We start from the raw sequence: 18,435 nt of genomic DNA, 5'->3' as shown, positions 1-18,435 counted from the left end.
TTCCTGCCCCGATTGCATCCGGCCCGTCAGGCCCGCTAAAGGGAGCCAGGAGGCCTTTGTGGGCCACGACGGATCCTGCCGATGACGACCACGACGTCCAGCTATATAGAGGCGCCGCGCCGGCTGCGCGCATTCGTGCGCGCGCACGAAACAAGCCTGGTGGTGCTGGCCGCGCTGATCGGGGCCGTGGGTGGGCTCGTGGTGGCGACCATGAGCGGACTGGTCACAATGCTGCATGCCGTGCTGTTCAATTTGCCGTGGGGTGAGCGGCTGTCGAGCCAGCCGAGCATCGATCCGCTGCGGGCGATCGTGGTTCCAGGGGTCGGCGGACTGTTGCTGGGCATCGCGTTTCTCCTGCTGCTCCGGGTCCGCCCGGCGCGCGAGATCGACCCGATCGAGGCCAACGCGCTCTATGGCGGGCGGATGTCGTTCCGCGGCAGCGTGATCGTGGCGCTGCAGACGATCTGGTCGAGCGGTGTCGGCGCCTCGGTCGGGCTCGAGGCGGGCTACACCCAGCTCGCCAGCGGCCTGGCCGCCTCGCTCGGCCGCGGCTTCCACCTCCGCCGCAACGACCAGCGAATCATGGTCGGATGCGGCGCGGCGGCGGCGATCGCCGGCGCGTTCGGCGCGCCGCTGGCGGGGGCCTTCTATGCTTTCGAACTTGTGATCGGCGGCTATACGCCGGCCAGCCTGACCCCGGTCGGCGTGGCCGCGGTCACCGGCTATTTCGTCGCCCATGCCTTCGCGCTGCTGCCACTCGGCGTTGGCGTCGGCACCGTCGGCGATCTGCTCGGGCGCGATATCGCGATCGCCACGCTGCTCGGCATCATCGCAGCCCTGACCGGCATTGCGATCATGCGCGGGGTAACGCTGTGCGAGAGGCTGCTCACGAAGATCCGGCTTTGGTCGCCGCTGCGGCCGGCGCTGGGCGGGCTTGTCGTCGGCGCGATGGCGCTGGTGACGCCGCAGGTGATGTCGTCCGGCCACGGCGCGCTGCATGTCGCGGGCATCGTGGCGATGCCGCTCGCCGTCATCGCCGGCATCTTCGTGCTGAAGGCCCTGGCTTCCATCGTCTCGCTCGGCACCGGCTTCCGCGGCGGATTGTTCTTCGCCACGCTGTTCATGGGCGCGCTGGGCGGCCGCCTGTTCGCCGCCGGCGTCGACGTCGTGTGGCCGGGACTGAGCCTTGATCCCAACGCCTATGCGGTGATCGGCATGAGCGCGTTGTCGGCCTCGGTGATCGGCGGTCCGCTGACGATGTCGTTCATCGCGCTGGAATCGACCGGCAATCTGTGGCTCTCCGCCGCGGTGCTGGCCGCGGTCATCATCTCGACCATGATCACGCGCGAACTGTTCGGCTATTCATTCGCGACCTGGCGGCTGCATCTGCGCGGCGAGACCATTCGCAGCGCCGCCGATGTCGGCTGGATCCGCGATCTCACCGTCGGCAAGATGATGCGGCAGGACATGGCGACGGTGGATGCCGCGATGCCGATCAAGCTGTTCCGCGAGAAATTCCCGCCGGGCTCGAAGACGCAGGTCGTCGCGGTCGATGGTCAGGGGTGTTACGCGGGATTGGCCCTGGTCGCGGACGCTCATGCGCCCGATATAGCGGCCGACAAGGGGCTTGCGTCCATCCTGCGCTACGCGGATGTGGTGCTGCATCCGGTGATGAACATCCAGGAAGCGATCGCGGTGTTCGATGCCGCCGAGGCGGAGTCGCTTGCCGTGGTCGAGGGCGACGGCGACCGCCGGCCGATCGGCCTGCTCACCGAGGCGCATGCGATGCGGCGTTATGCGGAAGAATCGGAGCAGCGCCGGCGCGAGGTGATCGGCGAGGTTTGACGGAGCAGCGCGGGACGATTGCGCTCAAACCTTCTCCAGCTTCTGCAAGCAGCGCGTCACGCGCACCGCCGCCGGCATCTCGGTATCCGGAAAGCTGGTCTTCCAGTCGGTGACGCCGACCTCGCCGACATAGATGTCGCCTCGTGAATCGAGCGCGATGCCGTGCGGCGCCAGGAATTTTCCACTCTCCACGCCTGGACCGTGCTCGCCGCCTAGGCGGGCGATGCGGTTGCCCTTGGCGTCGACGATCGACAGCCGCGGGCCGAGATTGGGCACCTTGCGGTTGACGGCCATGCCGGGGCCGAGCTCGCCGATGACGAAGTTCGGCCGCTTGCCGCTCCCACAGCAGCAGAGCGCGCAGGGCCGGTGCAGATTGTTCCACTGCGTCTCGTATTTGCCGTTGCCGTCGAACACCTGCACGCGGTGGTTCTCGCGGTCGGCGACATAGACCCAACCGTCGGCGTCGGTCGCGATGTTGTGCACGATGTTGAACTGGCCGGGATCGGTGCCGGGCTCGCCCCAGGTTTTGATCAGCCTGCCGTCCGGCGTGTATTTGTGGACGCAGGCGTTGCCGTAGCCGTCCGAGACATAGATCTCGCCCTTCGGCGAGAGGGCCGTATGGGTGCAACGGTGGAACGGCTCGCCGCTCATGAACGGCGCGGGCTTGTTCGGGATGCCGATCGTCAGCAGCACCTTGCCGTCAACAGAGCACTTGCGCACAGTGTGGTCGCCATCATCGGTGCAATAGAGATTGTCGGCGGCGTCGATATGCAGGCCGTGGGCGCGCGAGAACACGCCTTCGCCCCAACTTCGGATGAAGTTGCCCTCGCGGTCGAGCACCACCATCGGATGGGCGCCGCGGTTGAAGACATAGATGCGGTCCTTGCTGTCGACCGCGACGGACGCGACGTCGGTCAAGCTCCAGCCGTCGGGCAGCTTCGCGAAATTCTCCACCGCGCGGTAGCGATGCTCGCCGGTGCCGAGGATGGCAGTCATATCGTTTCTCCCTGGGGCCTTGTTCCGGGCGCGAAGCGAACCCGGAACCTCGAGATTCTCAGGTGCGCAAGTGCGCACCATTGTTCGTCGTTGCGCGACCCTCCCGAACCGGTCGCGGGTTTAGGGAAACTCGGCGCGCGGCCCGACGTCGCGCGGCAACAGGCCGGCCTCGATCGCCTTGATCTGCAGCGCGAGGTATTGCGAGTTGATGCGGCATTGCGCGAGGCTGCCGGCGATGAACCACAGCCCGGGCTGCGGCGTGCGGGTGTACATGTTGCGGAGCTCCTGGCCGTCGCCGAAGCCCCAGATCGGGCCGACCTTCGCGGCCATCGCCTCGCCGAACAGTTTTTTCACCAGCTCTTCCTGCGGCCGGTAACCGGTCGCGAGCACGATGAGGTCGGCCGCAACCGTCTCGCCACTCTTCAGCCGCGCGCCCTCGGGCACGAAGGTCTCGATGTCGGTAAACTGTTTGAGCCTGATCGCGCCGCTCGCGACGAGATCGGAGCAGCCGACATTGAAGTAATAGCCGCCGCCGCGGGTGAGGTATTTGAACTGCCAGCCGGTGCCGCCGTCGCCGAAATCGAGCTTGAATCCGACACGGGCGAGGCGGTCGAGCAGCGGCTTGTCGAGCTCCTTCGACCGTTCGGTCATCAGCACGTGGCTGCGCCTGGCGAGCACGAGCGGCATCGAGGTCGCGATCAAATCGTTGTCCTCGAGCGTGCCCTCGTTGTAGGCGGCATAAGCGAGCTGCGCCGACGGCTCGATATTGGTGATCAGGGTCGAGGAGCGCTGCACCAGCGTGACCTCGGCGCCGGACGAATGCAAATCCTGCGCGATGTCGTGGCCGCTGTTGCCGGTGCCGATCACGAGCGCGTGCTTGCCATGCCAGTCCTCGCCGTCCTCATAGCGGCTGGAATGCATGACCTTGCCGGCAAAGTTCTTCAGTGCGGGAATTTCGGGCAAGTTCGGAATGCCGCTGACGCCGGTCGCCATCACGACATGGCGCGGTTGCATTCTGCGCGTCGTGCCGTCCGTGCGGCGCAGTTCGATGTTCCAGCGTCCCTTTGCGTCGTCATAGCTGCCGCCCGCGAATTCGGTGCCGGTCCAGAAGTTTAGCTCCATGGCGTCGACGTAAGCTTCGAACCAGTTGGCGAGCTTGTCCTTCGGAATATAGACCGGCCAGTTCGGCGGGAACGGCATATAGGGCAGGTGATTGACTTGCACCTGGTTGTGCAGGGTCAGCGCGTGATAGCGCTTGCGCCAATTGTCGCCGATACGCGCCTCGCGGTCGACGATCAGCGTGTCGACGCCGAGCTGTTTGAGCCGTGCCGCGATCGCGAGCCCCGCCTGTCCGCCGCCGACCACCAGCACATCAGGATCGCGGTCGGCATATTCGGCGGACGTCTTGCGCTGGTCGAGCCAGTTGGGTCCGCGGAAGTCGCGGGAATAGGCCTGCCCGCGCGGCCGCGTGTGGCCCTGCTGCTCCTCAAAGCCCTTGAACTCCTCAAGCGCGGTGAGCAGCGTCCAGGCCTTCAGCCGGTTGTCGTCGGCAGCATCGGGAACCAGCCGCACGATGCCGTGGCCACGGCCAACGGACGTCTCGAACTTGAAGATCGCCTCGATCGCCTGCGTGCCGGCGCGCATCACCCGCCGCGGCGCCGCACGACCGGCGTCGATGCGGAAGTTGTATGGCGCGCTGCGCCGCGCATGCGCGGGCAGTTCCTCGAGGATCGCAAATGCGCGATTGACGGTCTGGATGTTCCAGCTCAGCGCCAGCACGTCGCGCCAGTAGCTGTCGGGATGGAACAGTGGCTTCAGCAGCACATCGTCGGGGCTTGCCAGCGCGTCCTCGAACTGCACAAGCCAATTGTCGGCGGAAACCGAAATGTCGTCCGTCTTGTCGAGCATCGGGCGTTTCTCGTCATCGGCCGTCTGGGCGGCATTCACTTAGCCAAAGCCTATACCCATTTCGCCGCCTTGCGGAACGCGCGTGACGGGATGCCGCCTATTCGGCCAGCGACAGGATTAGACCTTGCTTCGGCGGAACGCGGCCTTGCAGGGTATCGAGATACGCCTCTCGCACCGCGGCCGGTCCGCGCCGCTCTATCACCTCGAGCCACTCCGGCAGCCGCGGCACCAGCCCAGCCCAGGCCGCGCCGAACCGCTGCTCGATGCCGCCCGGTCCCCATTCCTTAGCGCGCTTGCGGATCTGGTCGGGGGCGAAGAACCAGACCGGCTTGGCGCCGGGCAGGGCGGGTCCGTCCGGATGGCTGGCGCGATGGGTCAGCCCGACCCGGCCGGAATAGACCATCTGCACGCCGAAGTGCCGATGCAGCGTCTCGCGCAGCGCGCTGCTGCCGGCCATGTCGACATAGGCGACAGGCTCCGACGGCATCGCGGTGACGTGGTCGTAGGTGACGATCTCGTCGTAGCAGCCGAGCGAGGCAACGAAATCGACATTGCCCGGCGAAGTCAGTCCGATCACGCGAAGGCCCGGGCGCTGCGTGTGCAGGAGGTGGGCGAGACCGAATGCCGTCTTGCTCGAGGCCGACGACAGGATGACGCTGCGCGCGCCGTAGAACGCGTTCTCGGCCAGGAAGTCATCGACCAGGAACGACAGCATGAACAATGGCCGCAGCAGCGCCTGGTAGTCGCCTAGCATTACAGTTGCATCTTCCTGAAGGTTCTGAATCTATGGGCGACCATGATTCGGGATCTGATGATTGGTGGCGCGTCGGTTGAGGATACGCTGACGCTGTGGGCTTCGTCGTTGCGAGATGCCAAGCAACGCATCCGTCCGCTGTTTACGCAAGAGCGGGTCGCGGCCTCGGCGGGGCAATTTCTCGACGGACTGTTGGGCAACGAGCCGCGCAAGACGGGTTGGATGCGGGCGGAAGCGGCTGGCGATCCAGGCCCGTGGCGCCAGCAGGCGATTCTGGGTCGGGGGCAGTGGGATGCCGACGCGCTGCGCGATATTGTACGTGAGTACGCGCTGGAAACGCTGGGTGACGAGGACGCGGTTCTGGTCATCGATGAGACCGGCTTTTTGAAACAGGGCAAGGCCTCGTGTGGGGTCGCGCGCCAGTACACTGGCTCGGCGGGCAAGATCACCAATTGCCAGATCGGAGTGTTTGCCTCCTATGTGTCGCGGCATGGCCATGCCTTCATCGATCGGGCGCTCTACCTGCCAAAGGAATGGACGGACGAACCCGCTCGCCTGAAGGCCGCACATGTCCCGAGCGATGTGAGCTTTGCGACGAAGCCCCGGATCGCGCATCAAATGATCGCTCGCGCGATCGCCGCAAAGGTGCCGTTCTCGTTCGTAGCAGCGGACAGCGTGTATGGCACGGGAGCGATCGAAACCCTGCTGCGCAAGGCGGGCAAAGGCTTGTTCTGGGGGTTGCTTCCAATCACGTGTTCTATTCCTGGGGCAAGCAGCAGCCTGTCGCCGGCACTGCCTCTACGATCGCGCAGAGCCTTCCCAAGAAGGCCTGGCGCCGCCTGCCGTCCGGCGAAGGAACCAAAGGTCCGCGCTGGCACGACTGGGCCTATCTTGAGCTGGCCGATCTCGACGCCGGCGAATACAACGACGACCTTGCCGGGGAATGGACCCGAGGTCTTCTGATCCGCCGCAATATTGCCGACAACAGCTTAGCCTTCTTCTCCACATGGTGCCCCAAGGGCACGTCCATGCAGAAGCTGGTATCCGTGGAAGGCCATCGCTGGGCCATCGAAGACAGCTTCGAAACCGCCAAGAACGAGCTCGGTCTTGATCACAACGAAACCCGCTCCTGGCATGGCTGGCATCGCCATGTCTCACTGGTCATGCTTGCCTTCGCCACGATGGCCGTCATCCGTCATCGGGCCAACACCGGAGCATTGCTTAAAAAAACGCGACCGCGGCCCCGACCGAAGCATCGTTCTTGATCCGCTGGTCGATCCAGGAAATCCGCCGCATCGCCATGAAGCTCGCCCAGCGGCGCATCCCGCATGCCCACATCCTCGCATGGTCATCCTGGCGCAGGGCTCATCAAGCCAACGCGCGCAAAGCGCATCTCAAGCAAAAATTACAACTGTAATGCTAGGCGGTGTGGACACTTATCGCATCCATAGGACGATGGCAGCGAGAGTGACGACGGCTCGGTAATTTCGGGCGGTTTTTTCGAAGCGGGTAGCGACGCGACGGAACTGCTTGAGTTTGGAGAAGCAGCATTCCACGAGATGGCGCTGGGCATAGAGATGCTTGTCGAGCGGATATTTGAGCGCGCGTGACGGGTTGTTGGGGATCACGGCGAGCGCCTTTTTGGCGGCGATGTCTTGGCGCAAATGGTCGGCGTCATAGGCTGTGTCGGCGATGACGACCTCGGCGGGCAGTCCCTCGATCAATGCGGCGGCTTGCGGTGCATCGCCCTTCTGGCCTGCGGTGAGCGTGAACCGGACAGGACATCCAAGACCGCGAACGGCCATATGGATCTTCGTGCTCAGGCCGCCGCGCGAGCGGCCAAGCGCCTGATCTTCAGGCCCCCTTTTTTCGCCCCAGCGGCGTGCTGATGCGCCCGGACGATGGTGGAATCGACGATTAGATATTCGAAGTCTGGGTCGTCGGACATCGCCTCGAAGATCCGCCACCAAACACCCTTGGTGCTCCATCGGCTGAAGCGCCGGAACACGCTGTTCCAGTCCCCGAACACCTCCGGAAGATCACGCCAGGGAGAGCCGGTCCGCACGATCCAAAGCACACCTTCCACGAACATCCGGTTGTCTCGCCCGGTCGAGCCCTTCTGGTCGGGCCGGCCGATGATCAGCGGCGCCATGCGCTCCCAGGCCGCGTCGCTCAACACCAAACGATCCATCACACCCAAGACTGCCTCCCCAAAAGCAGCCTTGAATCTGATTTGCTCTCAAAAGGGAATCCTTAGAGTCCACACTGCCTAGCATTACAGTTGCATCTTCCTGAAGGTTCTGAATCTATGGGCGACCATGATTCGGGATCTGATGATTGGTGGCGCGTCGGTTGAGGATACGCTGACGCTGTGGGCTTCGTCGTTGCGAGATGCCAAGCAACGCATCCGTCCGCTGTTTACGCAAGAGCGGGTCGCGGCCTCGGCGGGGCAATTTCTCGACGGACTGTTGGGCAACGAGCCGCGCAAGACGGGTTGGATGCGGGCGGAAGCGGCTGGCGATCCAGGCCCGTGGCGCCAGCAGGCGATTCTGGGTCGGGGGCAGTGGGATGCCGACGCGCTGCGCGATATTGTACGTGAGTACGCGCTGGAAACGCTGGGTGACGAGGACGCGGTTCTGGTCATCGATGAGACCGGCTTTTTGAAACAGGGCAAGGCCTCGTGTGGGGTCGCGCGCCAGTACACTGGCTCGGCGGGCAAGATCACCAATTGCCAGATCGGAGTGTTTGCCTCCTATGTGTCGCGGCATGGCCATGCCTTCATCGATCGGGCGCTCTACCTGCCAAAGGAATGGACGGACGAACCCGCTCGCCTGAAGGCCGCACATGTCCCGAGCGATGTGAGCTTTGCGACGAAGCCCCGGATCGCGCATCAAATGATCGCTCGCGCGATCGCCGCAAAGGTGCCGTTCTCGTTCGTAGCAGCGGACAGCGTGTATGGCACGGGAGCGATCGAAACCCTGCTGCGCAAGGCGGGCAAAGGCTATGTTCTGGGGGTTGCTTCCAATCACGTGTTCTATTCCTGGGGCAAGCAGCAGCCTGTCGCCGGCACTGCCTCTACGATCGCGCAGAGCCTTCCCAAGAAGGCCTGGCGCCGCCTGCCGTCCGGCGAAGGAACCAAAGGTCCGCGCTGGCACGACTGGGCCTATCTTGAGCTGGCCGATCTCGACGCCGGCGAATACAACGACGACCTTGCCGGGGAATGGACCCGAGGTCTTCTGATCCGCCGCAATATTGCCGACAACAGCTTAGCCTTCTTCTCCACATGGTGCCCCAAGGGCACGTCCATGCAGAAGCTGGTATCCGTGGAAGGCCATCGCTGGGCCATCGAAGACAGCTTCGAAACCGCCAAGAACGAGCTCGGTCTTGATCACAACGAAACCCGCTCCTGGCATGGCTGGCATCGCCATGTCTCACTGGTCATGCTTGCCTTCGCCACGATGGCCGTCATCCGTCATCGGGCCAACACCGGAGCATTGCTTAAAAAAACGCGACCGCGGCCCCGACCGAAGCATCGTTCTTGATCCGCTGGTCGATCCAGGAAATCCGCCGCATCGCCATGAAGCTCGCCCAGCGGCGCATCCCGCATGCCCACATCCTCGCATGGTCATCCTGGCGCAGGGCTCATCAAGCCAACGCGCGCAAAGCGCATCTCAAGCAAAAATTACAACTGTAATGCTAGGCGGCCGGCATAGGCGGGATCGCCGCTGACGCGGGCATAGGCGTTGTAGACCGGCGCCACGCCCTGCCGGTGCGCGGCGGCATCGCGCAGGCCGCGCTTGCTGACGTCGGCGGCCTCGATGACGAGATGGGTCGCCATCGGGAAATAGCCGAACAGCGTTTCGCCGGCCGCGACATTCGGGTGTTGCGAGGCGATCACCTCGCCGAACCCCCAGACCGGGATGTTGCCATAGCCCTCCGGTGCCGGGAACAATTGCCAGTACTTCAGTTCCTCGCCGACCGCTGCGTAAGTGATGTTGTTGGCGGTGAATGCGAAGCGCGTGACCTTCACCAGCAGCGCGTCGGGGGGCAGCGCCGCGGGATCAGGCAGTTGTGTCTCGATCACCTTGCAATGCTGCAAATCGTCGCGGATGACGATGAAGTCGCTGGATTTCATGGGGCGCTCCCGGCTCCGGATGCGTCCTCATCATTGCGTCGAGCGATGATACTTTTGCAACAGCAACAAAGTTTGAAACGCTGTTCGCTTCACTGTCAGCGTGCGGCGTGGAGCTGCCCGTCGCGGTGGAGATCGCGCAGCTTGCGCTTGAAGATCTTGCCGGTGGCTTCGCGCGGCAGCGCGTCCATGAACTGGATGTCCCGCGGCACCTTGAAATTGGCGAGCTTGCCGCGCAGGAAATCCTGCACGGCGGAAACCGACAGCGTGGCTCCCGCTTCCGGCTCGATGCAGGCGAACAGCCGCTCGCCATATTCGGAGTCGGGAACACCGAACACCGCGCAGTCGCGCACGCCGTCCATGCCGATCAGCGCATTCTCGATCTCGGCGGGATAGATGTTGACGCCGCCCGAGATCACCATGTCGCGCTTGCGGTCGCACAGGAACAAATAGCCGTCCGCGTCGAGATAGCCGACGTCGCCCACGCTGATCAGGCCGTCGCGGTCGGCTTCGGCGCGCGCCTTGGCGTTGCCGTGGTAATCGAAATCCGACGTCGCCATCTGGCGCATGAAGATTTCGCCGGGCTCGCCAACGTCGCACAGCGAGCCGTCGGGGCGGAAGATCTTCACGATGCCGCCCTCGATGGCGCGCCCCACGGTGCCGGGCTTTGCCAGCGCTTCCGCCGCCGAATGCCAGACCGGGATGCCGGTCTCGGTCGAGCCGAAATATTCGTTCACCACCGGCCCCCACCAGTCGATCATCGCGCGCTTGACCTCCGCCGGGCAGGGCGCGGCGCCGTGGACGATGAAGCGCAGCGACGACACATCGTAGCGGCGCCGGGTTTCCTCAGGCAGGCGCAACAGCCGCACGAACATGGTCGGCACCATGTGCATATGGGTGACGCGGTGGCGCTCGGTCAGTTGTAGCAGGTCCTCGGGATCGAAGCGCGGCTCAAGCACGATGGTGCAGCCGTTGCGGAAGGCGAGCATGCCGTAGGAGTGCGGCGCCGAGTGATACATCGGCCCGTTCATCAGGATCACCTGATCCTCGTTCGGCTTGATGCCGTAGCTGATCGCGCCGACCCGCGCAGCGGCCGCCTGCTGCTCGGGCCGCATCGGCTTGCGCCGCACGCCCTTCGGCAGGCCCGTGGTGCCCGACGTGTAGAACATCGGTGCGGCACCGATCGGGGCGTCGGTCAAGGGCTGATGCGTGTCGCGCCAATTGTCCCAGTTGGTCATGCCATCAGGCACCTCTGCAAGCGCCGGCGTCACGCCATAGGCGTCGGCGATCTCCGGCGGCGTTGCCACGACCAGCAGCTTGAGCCCGGCCGGCAGGCCATCCCTGATCTGCGGCAACAGGTCGGCGTGACAGACCAGCGTGTCGGCGCCGCTGTCGGAGAGGATATAGGCGACCTCCTCGGCCTTCAGATGCCAGTTGATCGGCACCACCGGACTGCCGAGCGCGGCCGAGGCGGCCACCACCTCGAACAGTGCGAAATCGTTGCGCAGCATCATGCCGACAGGCTTGCCCTCGCGCACGCCGAGCGCCCGGAAGCCGCTGGCCGCCCGCGCGATGCGGGCGTGAATGTCGGCGTAGCTGATCTGTCTGTCGCCGCTGATGATCATGTCGCGTTTCTCTTGGCGCTTGGCGAGACGTCAGGCACTGGCGCGCAGGAAATCGCTGCGCGCCGCGGCGAACTCGGACTTGAGCCGCGCCACCAGCTCGGCGACCGGCGGGGTGTCGATGATCTGGCCGATGCCCTGGCCGGAGCCCCAGATGTCGCGCCAGGCCTTGGCCTTCATGTTGCCGCCGGAGCCGAAATTCATCTTGGACTTGTCGGCGACCGGCAGATTGGCGGGATCGAGCCCCGCCGCCGCGATCGACGGTCCGAGATAGTTGCCGTGCACGCCGGTGAACAGGTTCGAATAGACGACGTCGTGCGCGGCATATTCGGTCAGCGCCTGCTTGTATCTGACATCGGCATTGGCCTCCTCGGTCGCGATGAAGCTGGTGCCGATATAGGCGAGGTCGGCGCCGAGCGCGAGCGCGGATGCAATGCTCCAGCCATCGGAGATTGCGCCCGACAGCAGGATCGTGCCCTTGAACCATTGCTTGACCTCGCGCACCAGCGCGAACGGCGACAGCGTGCCGGCATGCCCGCCTGCGCCGGCGCAGACCAGGATCAGTCCGTCGACGCCCTGCTCGGCGGCCTTGCGCGCGTGCTTCACATTGATGACGTCGTGGAACACCACGCCGCCGTAGGAATGCGCGGCCTCGACGATCTCGGACGGCGGGCGCAGCGAGGTGATGATCACGGGCACCTTGTGCTTCACGCAGGTTTCCATGTCGCGCATCAGCCGGTCGTTGGAGGCGTGGCAGATCTGGTTGACCGCGTAGGGCGCGACCTTCTTCTCCGGATGCAGCGCCTGGTACTCGCCGAGCTCGTTCTCGATCTGCGTCAGCCACTCGTCGAGCTTCTCGGCGGGGCGGGCGTTCAGCGCCGGGAACGAGCCGACGATGCCGGCCTTGCATTGCGCGATCACGAGCTCGGGCCCCGATACGATGAACAGCGGCGAGCCGACGACCGGCAGTTCGAGCTTGTTGGCGAGCGAAGCGGGCAGCGGCATCTTTCGGGGTCCTCCATGCGGATGCCAGCCGGCCGGCCGCCGGGCGGATCGCGTGCTTGTTGTGATGGCTGGAGCGGTAGCTCTCTTTTGCCGGCAATATAAGGCTGGACGATCGCGGGCTGACGTTCAATATTGAACGACCATTCCATCAGGAATGAACGCGCGTCGCTGCAGGGAGCGCCATGGACTGGGAGCTTTGCAAGACCTTCATCGCGGTGGCGGAGACGCGGAGCCTCGCCGGCGCGGCGCGCCGCCTGCGCATCAGCCACCCGACCATCGGCCGCAACGTCGCGGCGCTGGAGAAGCAGCTCGGCACCCGCCTGTTTGCCCGGTCCAACGACGGCCTGTCGCTGACGTCGCAGGGCCGCAAGTTCCGCGAGCACGCCGAGGCGATGGCGGCCGCAGCCCTGCGTGCGGAGGCGGCGGCGTCGGCCACCGGCGAGCAGGCCCGCGGCGTCGTGAAGCTATCGATCGGTGCGACGCTCGCCGCGCACTGGCTGATGCCGCGTCTCGGCCCGTTCCTGCGCGACCATGCCAATGTCCAGCTCGAGATCATCACCCATCCGTTTCCGGCGAGCGTCCGCCGCCGCGAGGCCGACGTCGTGCTGCGTCCGGTCGATGCGGGGGAGGAGAACCTGATCGGGCGCAAGATCGGCCGGCTCGGCACCGGCTTCTATGCCTCGCGCGACTATGCGGCAGGGCGCAAGCTCCCGGAGCGGCGGGAAGAGTGGAAGGGCCACCATGTGATCGGCTTTGCCGACCAGGCCTCGAATGCGCATCTGGCACGCTGGAGCGATCTCATCACGGGGCAGGGCACAATGGTGATGCGCTGCTCCTCGCAAGGCGACATGCTCGCCGCGGTGCGGGCCGGGCTCGGGATCTCAGCACTGTCCTGCCTGGTGGCGGCCGACTATCCCGAGCTGGTGCGGGTGGCGCCGCAAAAGCTCAGCAGCGTCTCCGATCTCTGGCTGCTGGCCCACCCCGATCTCGTCGAGTTGCCGGCGGTGCGGGCCGTGATCGCCTTCGTCACCGACTGCGCGCGCGAGGACCGCGTGAGGCTGCGCGGGTAGGTCGTCTTCTACTTCGCGCCCGCGATGACGCCCTCGCGTTTCCTGAGCACGCGATAATAGGCCCACCACAAATGCGCGGCGGCGCCGCGCAGCGGGCGCCACGGTTCGGCGAGCGGCGCCATCTGCTTCGGCGTCGGCCGGTCCTTCAGCCCGAGGCCGATCTTGACCGCTTCCTGCACGGCGAGGTCGCCCGCGGGCCAGGCGTCGCCATGGCCGAGGCAGAACAGGAGATAGATGTCGGCGGTCCACGGCCCGATGCCGGGCAGCGCGGTCAGCGTGTTGTGGGCGGCGTCCGCCTCCTCATTGGCGAGCACTTCGAGGTTCAGCCGCTCCTCGGCGAGCTCGCGCGCGATGTGTTTCAGCGTCTTGATCTTGGCGGCGGACAGGCCAAGCCGGCCAAGCCGGTCGGCGCGGGCTTTTCGGATCGCATCATGATGGAACGGATCGAACGCCCCGCTGACCCGCCCCCAGATCGCCGCGGCACTCGCGGTCGATAGCTGCTGGCCGCAGATGATCGCGGCAAGCCCGGCAAAGCCCGGCTCGCGCTTGCGGATCGCCGGCATGCCCGTCAATTCGAGGATCGGTCTCAGACGGCGGTCTTGATCGACCAGCTTGTGAACCGCGTCGTCGAGGTCGGCCTGGGTTTCGAGATGGATCAGCATCGTGGGATTGGCATCAACGTGTGGCGTATCGGGATGAGTCTCGAACTTGATTGGGGATGACCCGCACCATCTCCTATCGTAACAGAGTCTCTCCCAGATGGATGGCCGGATCGAGCCCGGCAATGACGCGCGACCAATCGCCATGCCACCCGTTTTCCGTTTTGCCCCAAGCCCGAACGGCTACCTGCATCTCGGCCATGCCTTCTCGGCGCTGCTCAACTTCGATCTGGCGCGGCAGGCGGGCGGGCGCTTGCTGCTGCGGATCGAGGACATCGACGCTACGCGCTGCCGGCCGGAATTCGAGCAGGCGATCTACGAGGACCTCGCCTGGCTCGGCATCGCCTGGGAGACGCCGGTGCGGCGGCAGTCCGAGCACTTTGCCGCCTACCGCGAGGCAATCGAACGCCTGTCCGCGCAGGGACTCGTCTATCCAAGCTTCGAGAGCCGGGCGGAGATCGCGCGACTGGTCGCCGAGAAGGAAGCCGAGGGCGGCTGGCCGCGCGATCCGGATGGCGCGCCGCTCTATCCGGGTACGGCCAAATTGCTGTCGCCGGAGGAGCGCGAGCGGCTGATCGGGCAGGGCGCACCGTTCGCGCTGCGGCTCGATATGGCTGCGGCGCGCATGCGCACCGGCGATCTGCGCTGGTGCGAATCGGGTGAGGGGCCGGCCGGTGAGACCGGAGAGGTCGCCGCGCGGCCGGAGCACTGGGGCGACGTCATCCTGGCGCGCAAGGAAACCCCGACCAGCTATCATCTCTCAGTCGTGATCGACGACGCGCTGCAGGGCGTCACCGACGTGGTCCGGGGGGCCGACCTGCTCTGGTCGACCAGCGTCCATCGCCTGTTGCAGGAACTGCTCGGCCTGGCCCCACCGGCCTACCGGCACCACCGGCTGATTCGGGATGCGGCGGGCCAGAAGCTGTCGAAATCGACGCGAGCGACGGGACTGCGCGAGTTGCGGGCGGAGGGCGCGAGTCCGGCCGACATCCGCCGCCTCGTGGGCCTGCCGTAGACTTCGCCCGCGTTTGGTCGCGGGGAAACCCGGTTACCATCATGGCGCTTTGCGGTGGCGAGCCGCAAACGGCGCCGTGACTCGGGCACTCCAGGCATGCCATGCTGGCTCCCGGGACGGGGATTACGGAGACCATGGCGGCGATATCGCGCGCACGGCGCAATAAGCGGCGACCCAAGCGGGCGCCGTCCAAAATGCGCGCCTCCCGAACGCGCATTTCCAAGACTGGTGCTGCCAAGAGGGCCCTCAAGGCGGCGGCCAAGTCGCGCCGCAAGCGGGCTGCGCCCAAGCCGGCCCGGAAGGCCGGCCCCAGGACGGTCGAAACCGCGCTGGCCGCCTTTGCCCATGAGGTGCGGACGCCGCTGACCGGGATTCTGGCGATCAGCAACCTGCTCGCGACCTCCGATCTCGGCGAGCGCGAGCGGCGTTGGGTCGATACCATCAAGGCGAGCGCGGAGCATCTGGCCAGTCTTGCGACCCTGTTTGTCGATGCCGCCCGCAGGGAGGGGCCGGGGCTCGCGGTCCGGCAGGATTTCTTCGATCTGCGCACGCTGGCGCGCACCGCCGGCGATTCGCTGGCCGGCCGTGCCGCGGCCAAGGGGCTGGAAGCCACAGTCGAGATCTCGGACGAACTGCCCCCCTTCGCGGTCGGTGATCCCGTCCGCCTGCGGGCGGCACTGGAGAACCTGATCGACAATGCCGTCAAGTTCACCGAGCACGGCGGCATCGCGCTGCACGTCGCACCGGTTCGCGTAGCCAAGGGCAAGATCGGCGTCGCGTTTGCCGTGTCCGACAGCGGCATCGGGCTCACGCTCAAGGAGGTGAAGCGCCTGTTCCGGCCGTTCTCGCAGGCCAATGTCTCGATCGCCTCGCGATTCGGCGGCGCCGGGCTCGGCCTGTCCTCGGTCAAGCAGCTTGCCCGCGCCATGGGCGGCGACATCGTCGCAGCCCAGCGCGAGGGCGGCGGTACCACCTTCACGCTGAGCGTGGTGCTCGCATCGGCCAAGGGGCCCATCAGCATCATGTCGGACGACGGCGCCGCGGCGCGCGCGTCGCAGCGGCTGCGGCTGCTCAGTGTGGAGGACAATCCATTCGGCCGCGTCGTGCTCAACACCATCCTGACCGAGCTCGGTCACCACGCCGAATTCATCGGTCAGGGCGAAGCCGCGGCCGATCGGCTCAGCCAGGGCGCGTTCGACGCGGTGCTGATGGACATGGTGCTGCCGGGCATCGGGGGGGTCGAGGCAATCAAGCGGATCCGCGCGCTGCCGCCGCCGCACGGAAGCGTCGCGATCATCGGGATTTCCGGCCGCAGCGAGGATGAGGCCGCCGCGCGCGCCGCCGGCGCCGACGCCTTCCTGGTCAAGCCTGTCTCTCCGCGCGCTCTAGCGACTGCGCTGCTTGCAGCGACACGCCGCGCGGCAACCGCGACTTGATGATCGCGGCGTTCAGCTCGCCGCCAAACACGAAGATCGCGGCGATGAAATACAGGAACACCAGCGCGATGATCACCGAGGCCAGTCCTGCATACATCGTGACATAGTTGTTGGCGAAGCGTGCCAGATACATGCCGAACCCGATGCCCGAGATCAGCGACGCCACCATGGTGAAGATGATGCCGGGCAGGATTTGCAGGAAGCTGCGGCGGCCCGCCGGCAGCCAGGCGTGCAGGATGAAGAGTGCGATGATCAGGGCCAGGATCGTGATGCCGTAGCGGGCGGTGTTGAGCAGGCTCTCGTTCGATTCGACGAAGAATGGAATGTAGCGCCGCCCAGCTTCGATGATCAGCGGCCCGAGCACGATCAAGAATGCCATCGCGAGCGAGGTGAAGGCTGCGACCAGCGTGTAGCCGATCGATTCCAGCCGCAGCCAGTACCAGCGCCGCGGTTCGGCCACGGCATAGGCGCGGTTCAGCGCCACCCGCAGCGCCTCGACGCCGTTGGAGGCGAAGTAGACCGCGAGCACCGCGCCGATGGTCAGGATGTCGCCGCGCGTCGTGGTCAGCACGTCGTGGATCTGGCCGGACAGCGCGTCGGCGACCCGCTGCGGCCAAACCTGCAACAACAGCCCGACGGCCTGGTCGGCAAGCTCCTTGGAGCCGAAGAAGCCGGCCAGCGAGGTCAGCACGATCAGGAACGGAAACAGCGCCATCAGCGTCGACAGCGCGATGTGGCTTGCGATCGCCCAGCCGTCGTCGGCGAGGAACGTGTAAAGGGCATCCATCACGACGTGGTAGACGTAACGAAGCTGTTTCACATTCCACCCGGCGTTGTCGAACAGGTTCGACCCGAAACGGGGCCAGCTTCTGATATTACGCCGTGAAAAGCCAGTTGGTTGCATCGCGGGGGTCGGTGGAAGTCCGCCCCACACGGTGTTATGTACCGCCGATGGCATCCTTTCTGAGCTCGTTCATCCTTCCCATCGCCGTCGCCGCTGTGGCGCTGGTTCTGCTGCTCGGCCTTGTCAATATGATGAAGGGCGGCTCGCCGAACACATCACAGAGGCTGATGCGGCTGCGCGTGTTGTTGCAGTTCGTCGCGATCGTCATCGCCATGCTCGCGGTCTGGGCGATGGGGCGATAGATGCGCTAACCTGTATCTCTCCCATTGGGAGAGGTCGGATCGCCATCGGCGACCCGGGTGAGGGGTTCAGGCTGTCGTGAGATCGTAACCCCTCACCCGCTCGCAAGATGCTCGCGACCTCTCCCCATGGGAGAGATGTTCACGAAGCTGGAGCTAGCCATGGTCGTTCTCAATCGAATCTACACGCGCACCGGCGATGACGGCACCACTGCGCTCGGCTCCGGCGAACGCCGTCCGAAATACGATCTGCGCGTCGCCGCCTATGGCACCGTCGACGAGACCAATGCCGCGATCGGCGTAGTGCGGCTGCATCTGGCTGATAGTCCCGAACTCGACGCCATGCTCGGGCGGATCCAGAACGATCTGTTCGATCTCGGCGCCGACCTCGCGGTGCCCGAGCGCGAAGGCAAGGCCGAGCGCTTGCGGATGCTGGCGAGCCAGGTCGAGCGGCTCGAGCGCGACATCGACAGCCTGAACGACCAACTCGCGCCGCTGACCTCGTTCGTGCTGCCCGGCGGGACAGCCGCATCCGCATATCTGCATCTTGCTCGCACGATATGTCGCCGGGCGGAACGCATGATGGTGGAACTCGCCGCCCGGCCCGACGAACCGGTCAACGCCGCTGGCATCCAGTATATGAACCGCCTGTCGGATTTCCTGTTCGTTGCCAGCCGCTTCCAGAACAACAAAGGGGCGGGAGACGTGTTGTGGGTGCCCGGCCAGAACCGTTAGACTGCCTCAAATCGGGAGGCCGGTTTTTTGGCTTTCGCGCGTTGACCGGGGGTATCCGGACCTTTAGGTTCCGCGCCAGCCAACCGAAACCCACAAAATCAAAGCGAAAGAGGAT

The 18,435-nt window shown here is 65.5% G+C and carries 14 protein-coding genes and 5 pseudogenes; 10 read left to right on the top strand and 9 right to left on the bottom strand.

Features of this window, described 5'->3' with window-relative positions; genetic code table 11:
• The first annotated feature begins 81 nt into the window (after positions 1-81).
• On the top strand, positions 82-1,845 hold the full coding sequence (locus MTX19_RS37430; RefSeq protein WP_280981638.1) for a chloride channel protein: 1,764 nt from the start codon (positions 82-84) through the stop codon (positions 1,843-1,845).
• 24 nt (positions 1,846-1,869) lie between these two features.
• Here the strand turns inward: MTX19_RS37430 and MTX19_RS37425 are convergent, their stop codons facing one another.
• The 3 genes and pseudogenes from MTX19_RS37425 to MTX19_RS37415 form a co-directional block, all read right to left on the bottom strand.
• The gene (locus MTX19_RS37425; protein WP_280981637.1) at positions 1,870-2,841 is read right to left on the bottom strand and encodes a peptidyl-alpha-hydroxyglycine alpha-amidating lyase family protein; all 972 of its coding nucleotides are present in this window, start codon (positions 2,839-2,841) and stop codon (positions 1,870-1,872) included.
• Between the two features lie 120 nt (positions 2,842-2,961).
• Positions 2,962-4,749 carry an NAD(P)/FAD-dependent oxidoreductase gene (locus MTX19_RS37420; RefSeq protein WP_280981636.1) on the bottom strand — a complete coding sequence of 596 codons (1,788 nt, stop codon included), beginning with the start codon at positions 4,747-4,749 and terminating at the stop codon, positions 2,962-2,964.
• Between the two features lie 97 nt (positions 4,750-4,846).
• Positions 4,847-5,497: pseudogene (locus tag MTX19_RS37415) on the bottom strand (DUF2855 family protein); the annotation flags it as partial.
• A gap of 48 nt (positions 5,498-5,545) precedes the next feature.
• Between MTX19_RS37415 and MTX19_RS37410 the strand changes: the two are divergent.
• Positions 5,546-6,768: pseudogene (locus MTX19_RS37410) on the top strand (IS701 family transposase).
• Positions 6,765-6,920 carry a hypothetical protein gene (locus MTX19_RS37405; RefSeq protein WP_280978692.1) on the top strand — a complete coding sequence of 52 codons (156 nt, stop codon included), beginning with the start codon at positions 6,765-6,767 and terminating at the stop codon, positions 6,918-6,920. Before MTX19_RS37410 ends, MTX19_RS37405 begins: the two are co-directional and overlap by 4 nt.
• A 19-nt stretch (positions 6,921-6,939) precedes the next feature.
• Here MTX19_RS37405 and MTX19_RS37400 read toward each other — a convergent pair.
• Positions 6,940-7,655: pseudogene (locus MTX19_RS37400) on the bottom strand (IS5 family transposase).
• Between the two features lie 166 nt (positions 7,656-7,821).
• Between MTX19_RS37400 and MTX19_RS37395 the strand changes: the two are divergent.
• The gene (locus tag MTX19_RS37395) at positions 7,822-9,045 is read left to right on the top strand and encodes an IS701 family transposase (RefSeq protein WP_280985451.1); all 1,224 of its coding nucleotides are present in this window, start codon (positions 7,822-7,824) and stop codon (positions 9,043-9,045) included.
• Entirely contained in the window at positions 9,042-9,197 is a 156-nt protein-coding gene (locus MTX19_RS37390) for a hypothetical protein (protein ID WP_280978692.1), read from the top strand. Before MTX19_RS37395 ends, MTX19_RS37390 begins: the two co-directional genes overlap by 4 nt.
• Positions 9,198-9,203: 6 nt before the next feature.
• Here the strand turns inward: MTX19_RS37390 and MTX19_RS37385 are convergent.
• The 3 genes and pseudogenes from MTX19_RS37385 to MTX19_RS37375 form a co-directional block, all read right to left on the bottom strand.
• Positions 9,204-9,638 (bottom strand): annotated as a pseudogene (locus tag MTX19_RS37385) (DUF2855 family protein); the annotation flags it as partial.
• 95 nt (positions 9,639-9,733) lie between these two features.
• Positions 9,734-11,272, bottom strand: a pseudogene (locus MTX19_RS37380) (acyl-CoA synthetase); the annotation flags it as partial.
• An 18-nt stretch (positions 11,273-11,290) separates the two neighbouring features.
• Positions 11,291-12,262, bottom strand: a complete 972-nt coding sequence (locus MTX19_RS37375; RefSeq protein WP_280981634.1) for a nitronate monooxygenase family protein — start codon at positions 12,260-12,262, stop codon at positions 11,291-11,293.
• A gap of 182 nt (positions 12,263-12,444) precedes the next feature.
• Between MTX19_RS37375 and MTX19_RS37370 the strand changes: the two genes are divergently transcribed.
• Positions 12,445-13,332, top strand: coding sequence for a LysR family transcriptional regulator (locus MTX19_RS37370; protein ID WP_280975336.1), 888 nt, complete (start codon positions 12,445-12,447; stop codon positions 13,330-13,332).
• Positions 13,333-13,340: 8 nt separating this feature from the next.
• Here MTX19_RS37370 and MTX19_RS37365 read toward each other — a convergent pair whose 3' ends face one another.
• The gene (locus tag MTX19_RS37365) at positions 13,341-13,994 is read right to left on the bottom strand and encodes a DNA-3-methyladenine glycosylase 2 family protein (protein ID WP_280981632.1); all 654 of its coding nucleotides are present in this window, start codon (positions 13,992-13,994) and stop codon (positions 13,341-13,343) included.
• Between the two features lie 142 nt (positions 13,995-14,136).
• Between MTX19_RS37365 and gluQRS the strand changes: the two genes are divergently transcribed.
• Together gluQRS and MTX19_RS37355 are read left to right on the top strand one after the other, a co-directional pair.
• The gene (gene gluQRS / locus MTX19_RS37360) at positions 14,137-15,006 is read left to right on the top strand and encodes a tRNA glutamyl-Q(34) synthetase GluQRS (RefSeq protein ID WP_280984623.1); all 870 of its coding nucleotides are present in this window, start codon (positions 14,137-14,139) and stop codon (positions 15,004-15,006) included.
• Positions 15,007-15,200: 194 nt separating this feature from the next.
• Positions 15,201-16,442, top strand: a complete 1,242-nt coding sequence (locus MTX19_RS37355; protein ID WP_280985743.1) for an ATP-binding protein — start codon at positions 15,201-15,203, stop codon at positions 16,440-16,442.
• Here the strand turns inward: MTX19_RS37355 and MTX19_RS37350 are convergent.
• Positions 16,369-17,262 (bottom strand): YihY/virulence factor BrkB family protein, encoded by an 894-nt coding sequence (locus MTX19_RS37350; protein ID WP_280985742.1) that lies wholly within the window; start codon positions 17,260-17,262, stop codon positions 16,369-16,371. The genes MTX19_RS37355 and MTX19_RS37350 overlap by 74 nt on opposite strands.
• Before the next feature lie 131 nt (positions 17,263-17,393).
• Between MTX19_RS37350 and MTX19_RS37345 the strand changes: the two genes are divergently transcribed.
• Both MTX19_RS37345 and MTX19_RS37340 read left to right on the top strand, forming a co-directional pair.
• Complete coding sequence (locus MTX19_RS37345) at positions 17,394-17,588, top strand: twin transmembrane helix small protein (protein ID WP_280981631.1); 195 nt, start codon at positions 17,394-17,396, stop codon at positions 17,586-17,588.
• A gap of 159 nt (positions 17,589-17,747) precedes the next feature.
• Positions 17,748-18,320, top strand: coding sequence for a cob(I)yrinic acid a,c-diamide adenosyltransferase (locus MTX19_RS37340; RefSeq protein WP_280981630.1), 573 nt, complete (start codon positions 17,748-17,750; stop codon positions 18,318-18,320).
• Positions 18,321-18,435 lie beyond the last annotated feature (115 nt).

The organism is Bradyrhizobium sp. ISRA464, assembly GCF_029910095.1.
Lineage (GTDB): Bacteria > Pseudomonadota > Alphaproteobacteria > Rhizobiales > Xanthobacteraceae > Bradyrhizobium.
The sequence above is the reverse complement of the archived record's forward strand: the minus strand, read 5'-3'. Positions and strand labels throughout refer to the sequence as shown.

Coding starts and splice junctions, on each gene's coding strand:
- MTX19_RS37345 (WP_280981631.1), top strand. CDS start 17,394: ATGGCATCCTTTCTGAGCTCGTTCATCCTTCCCATCGCCGTCGCCGCT.
- MTX19_RS37375 (WP_280981634.1), bottom strand. CDS start 12,262: ATGCCGCTGCCCGCTTCGCTCGCCAACAAGCTCGAACTGCCGGTCGTC.
- MTX19_RS37340 (WP_280981630.1), top strand. CDS start 17,748: ATGGTCGTTCTCAATCGAATCTACACGCGCACCGGCGATGACGGCACC.
- MTX19_RS37355 (WP_280985743.1), top strand. CDS start 15,201: ATGCGCGCCTCCCGAACGCGCATTTCCAAGACTGGTGCTGCCAAGAGG.
- MTX19_RS37395 (WP_280985451.1), top strand. CDS start 7,822: ATGATTCGGGATCTGATGATTGGTGGCGCGTCGGTTGAGGATACGCTG.
- MTX19_RS37425 (WP_280981637.1), bottom strand. CDS start 2,841: ATGACTGCCATCCTCGGCACCGGCGAGCATCGCTACCGCGCGGTGGAG.
- MTX19_RS37430 (WP_280981638.1), top strand. CDS start 82: ATGACGACCACGACGTCCAGCTATATAGAGGCGCCGCGCCGGCTGCGC.
- gluQRS (WP_280984623.1), top strand. CDS start 14,137: ATGCCACCCGTTTTCCGTTTTGCCCCAAGCCCGAACGGCTACCTGCAT.
- MTX19_RS37365 (WP_280981632.1), bottom strand. CDS start 13,994: ATGCTGATCCATCTCGAAACCCAGGCCGACCTCGACGACGCGGTTCAC.
- MTX19_RS37420 (WP_280981636.1), bottom strand. CDS start 4,749: ATGCTCGACAAGACGGACGACATTTCGGTTTCCGCCGACAATTGGCTT.
- MTX19_RS37370 (WP_280975336.1), top strand. CDS start 12,445: ATGGACTGGGAGCTTTGCAAGACCTTCATCGCGGTGGCGGAGACGCGG.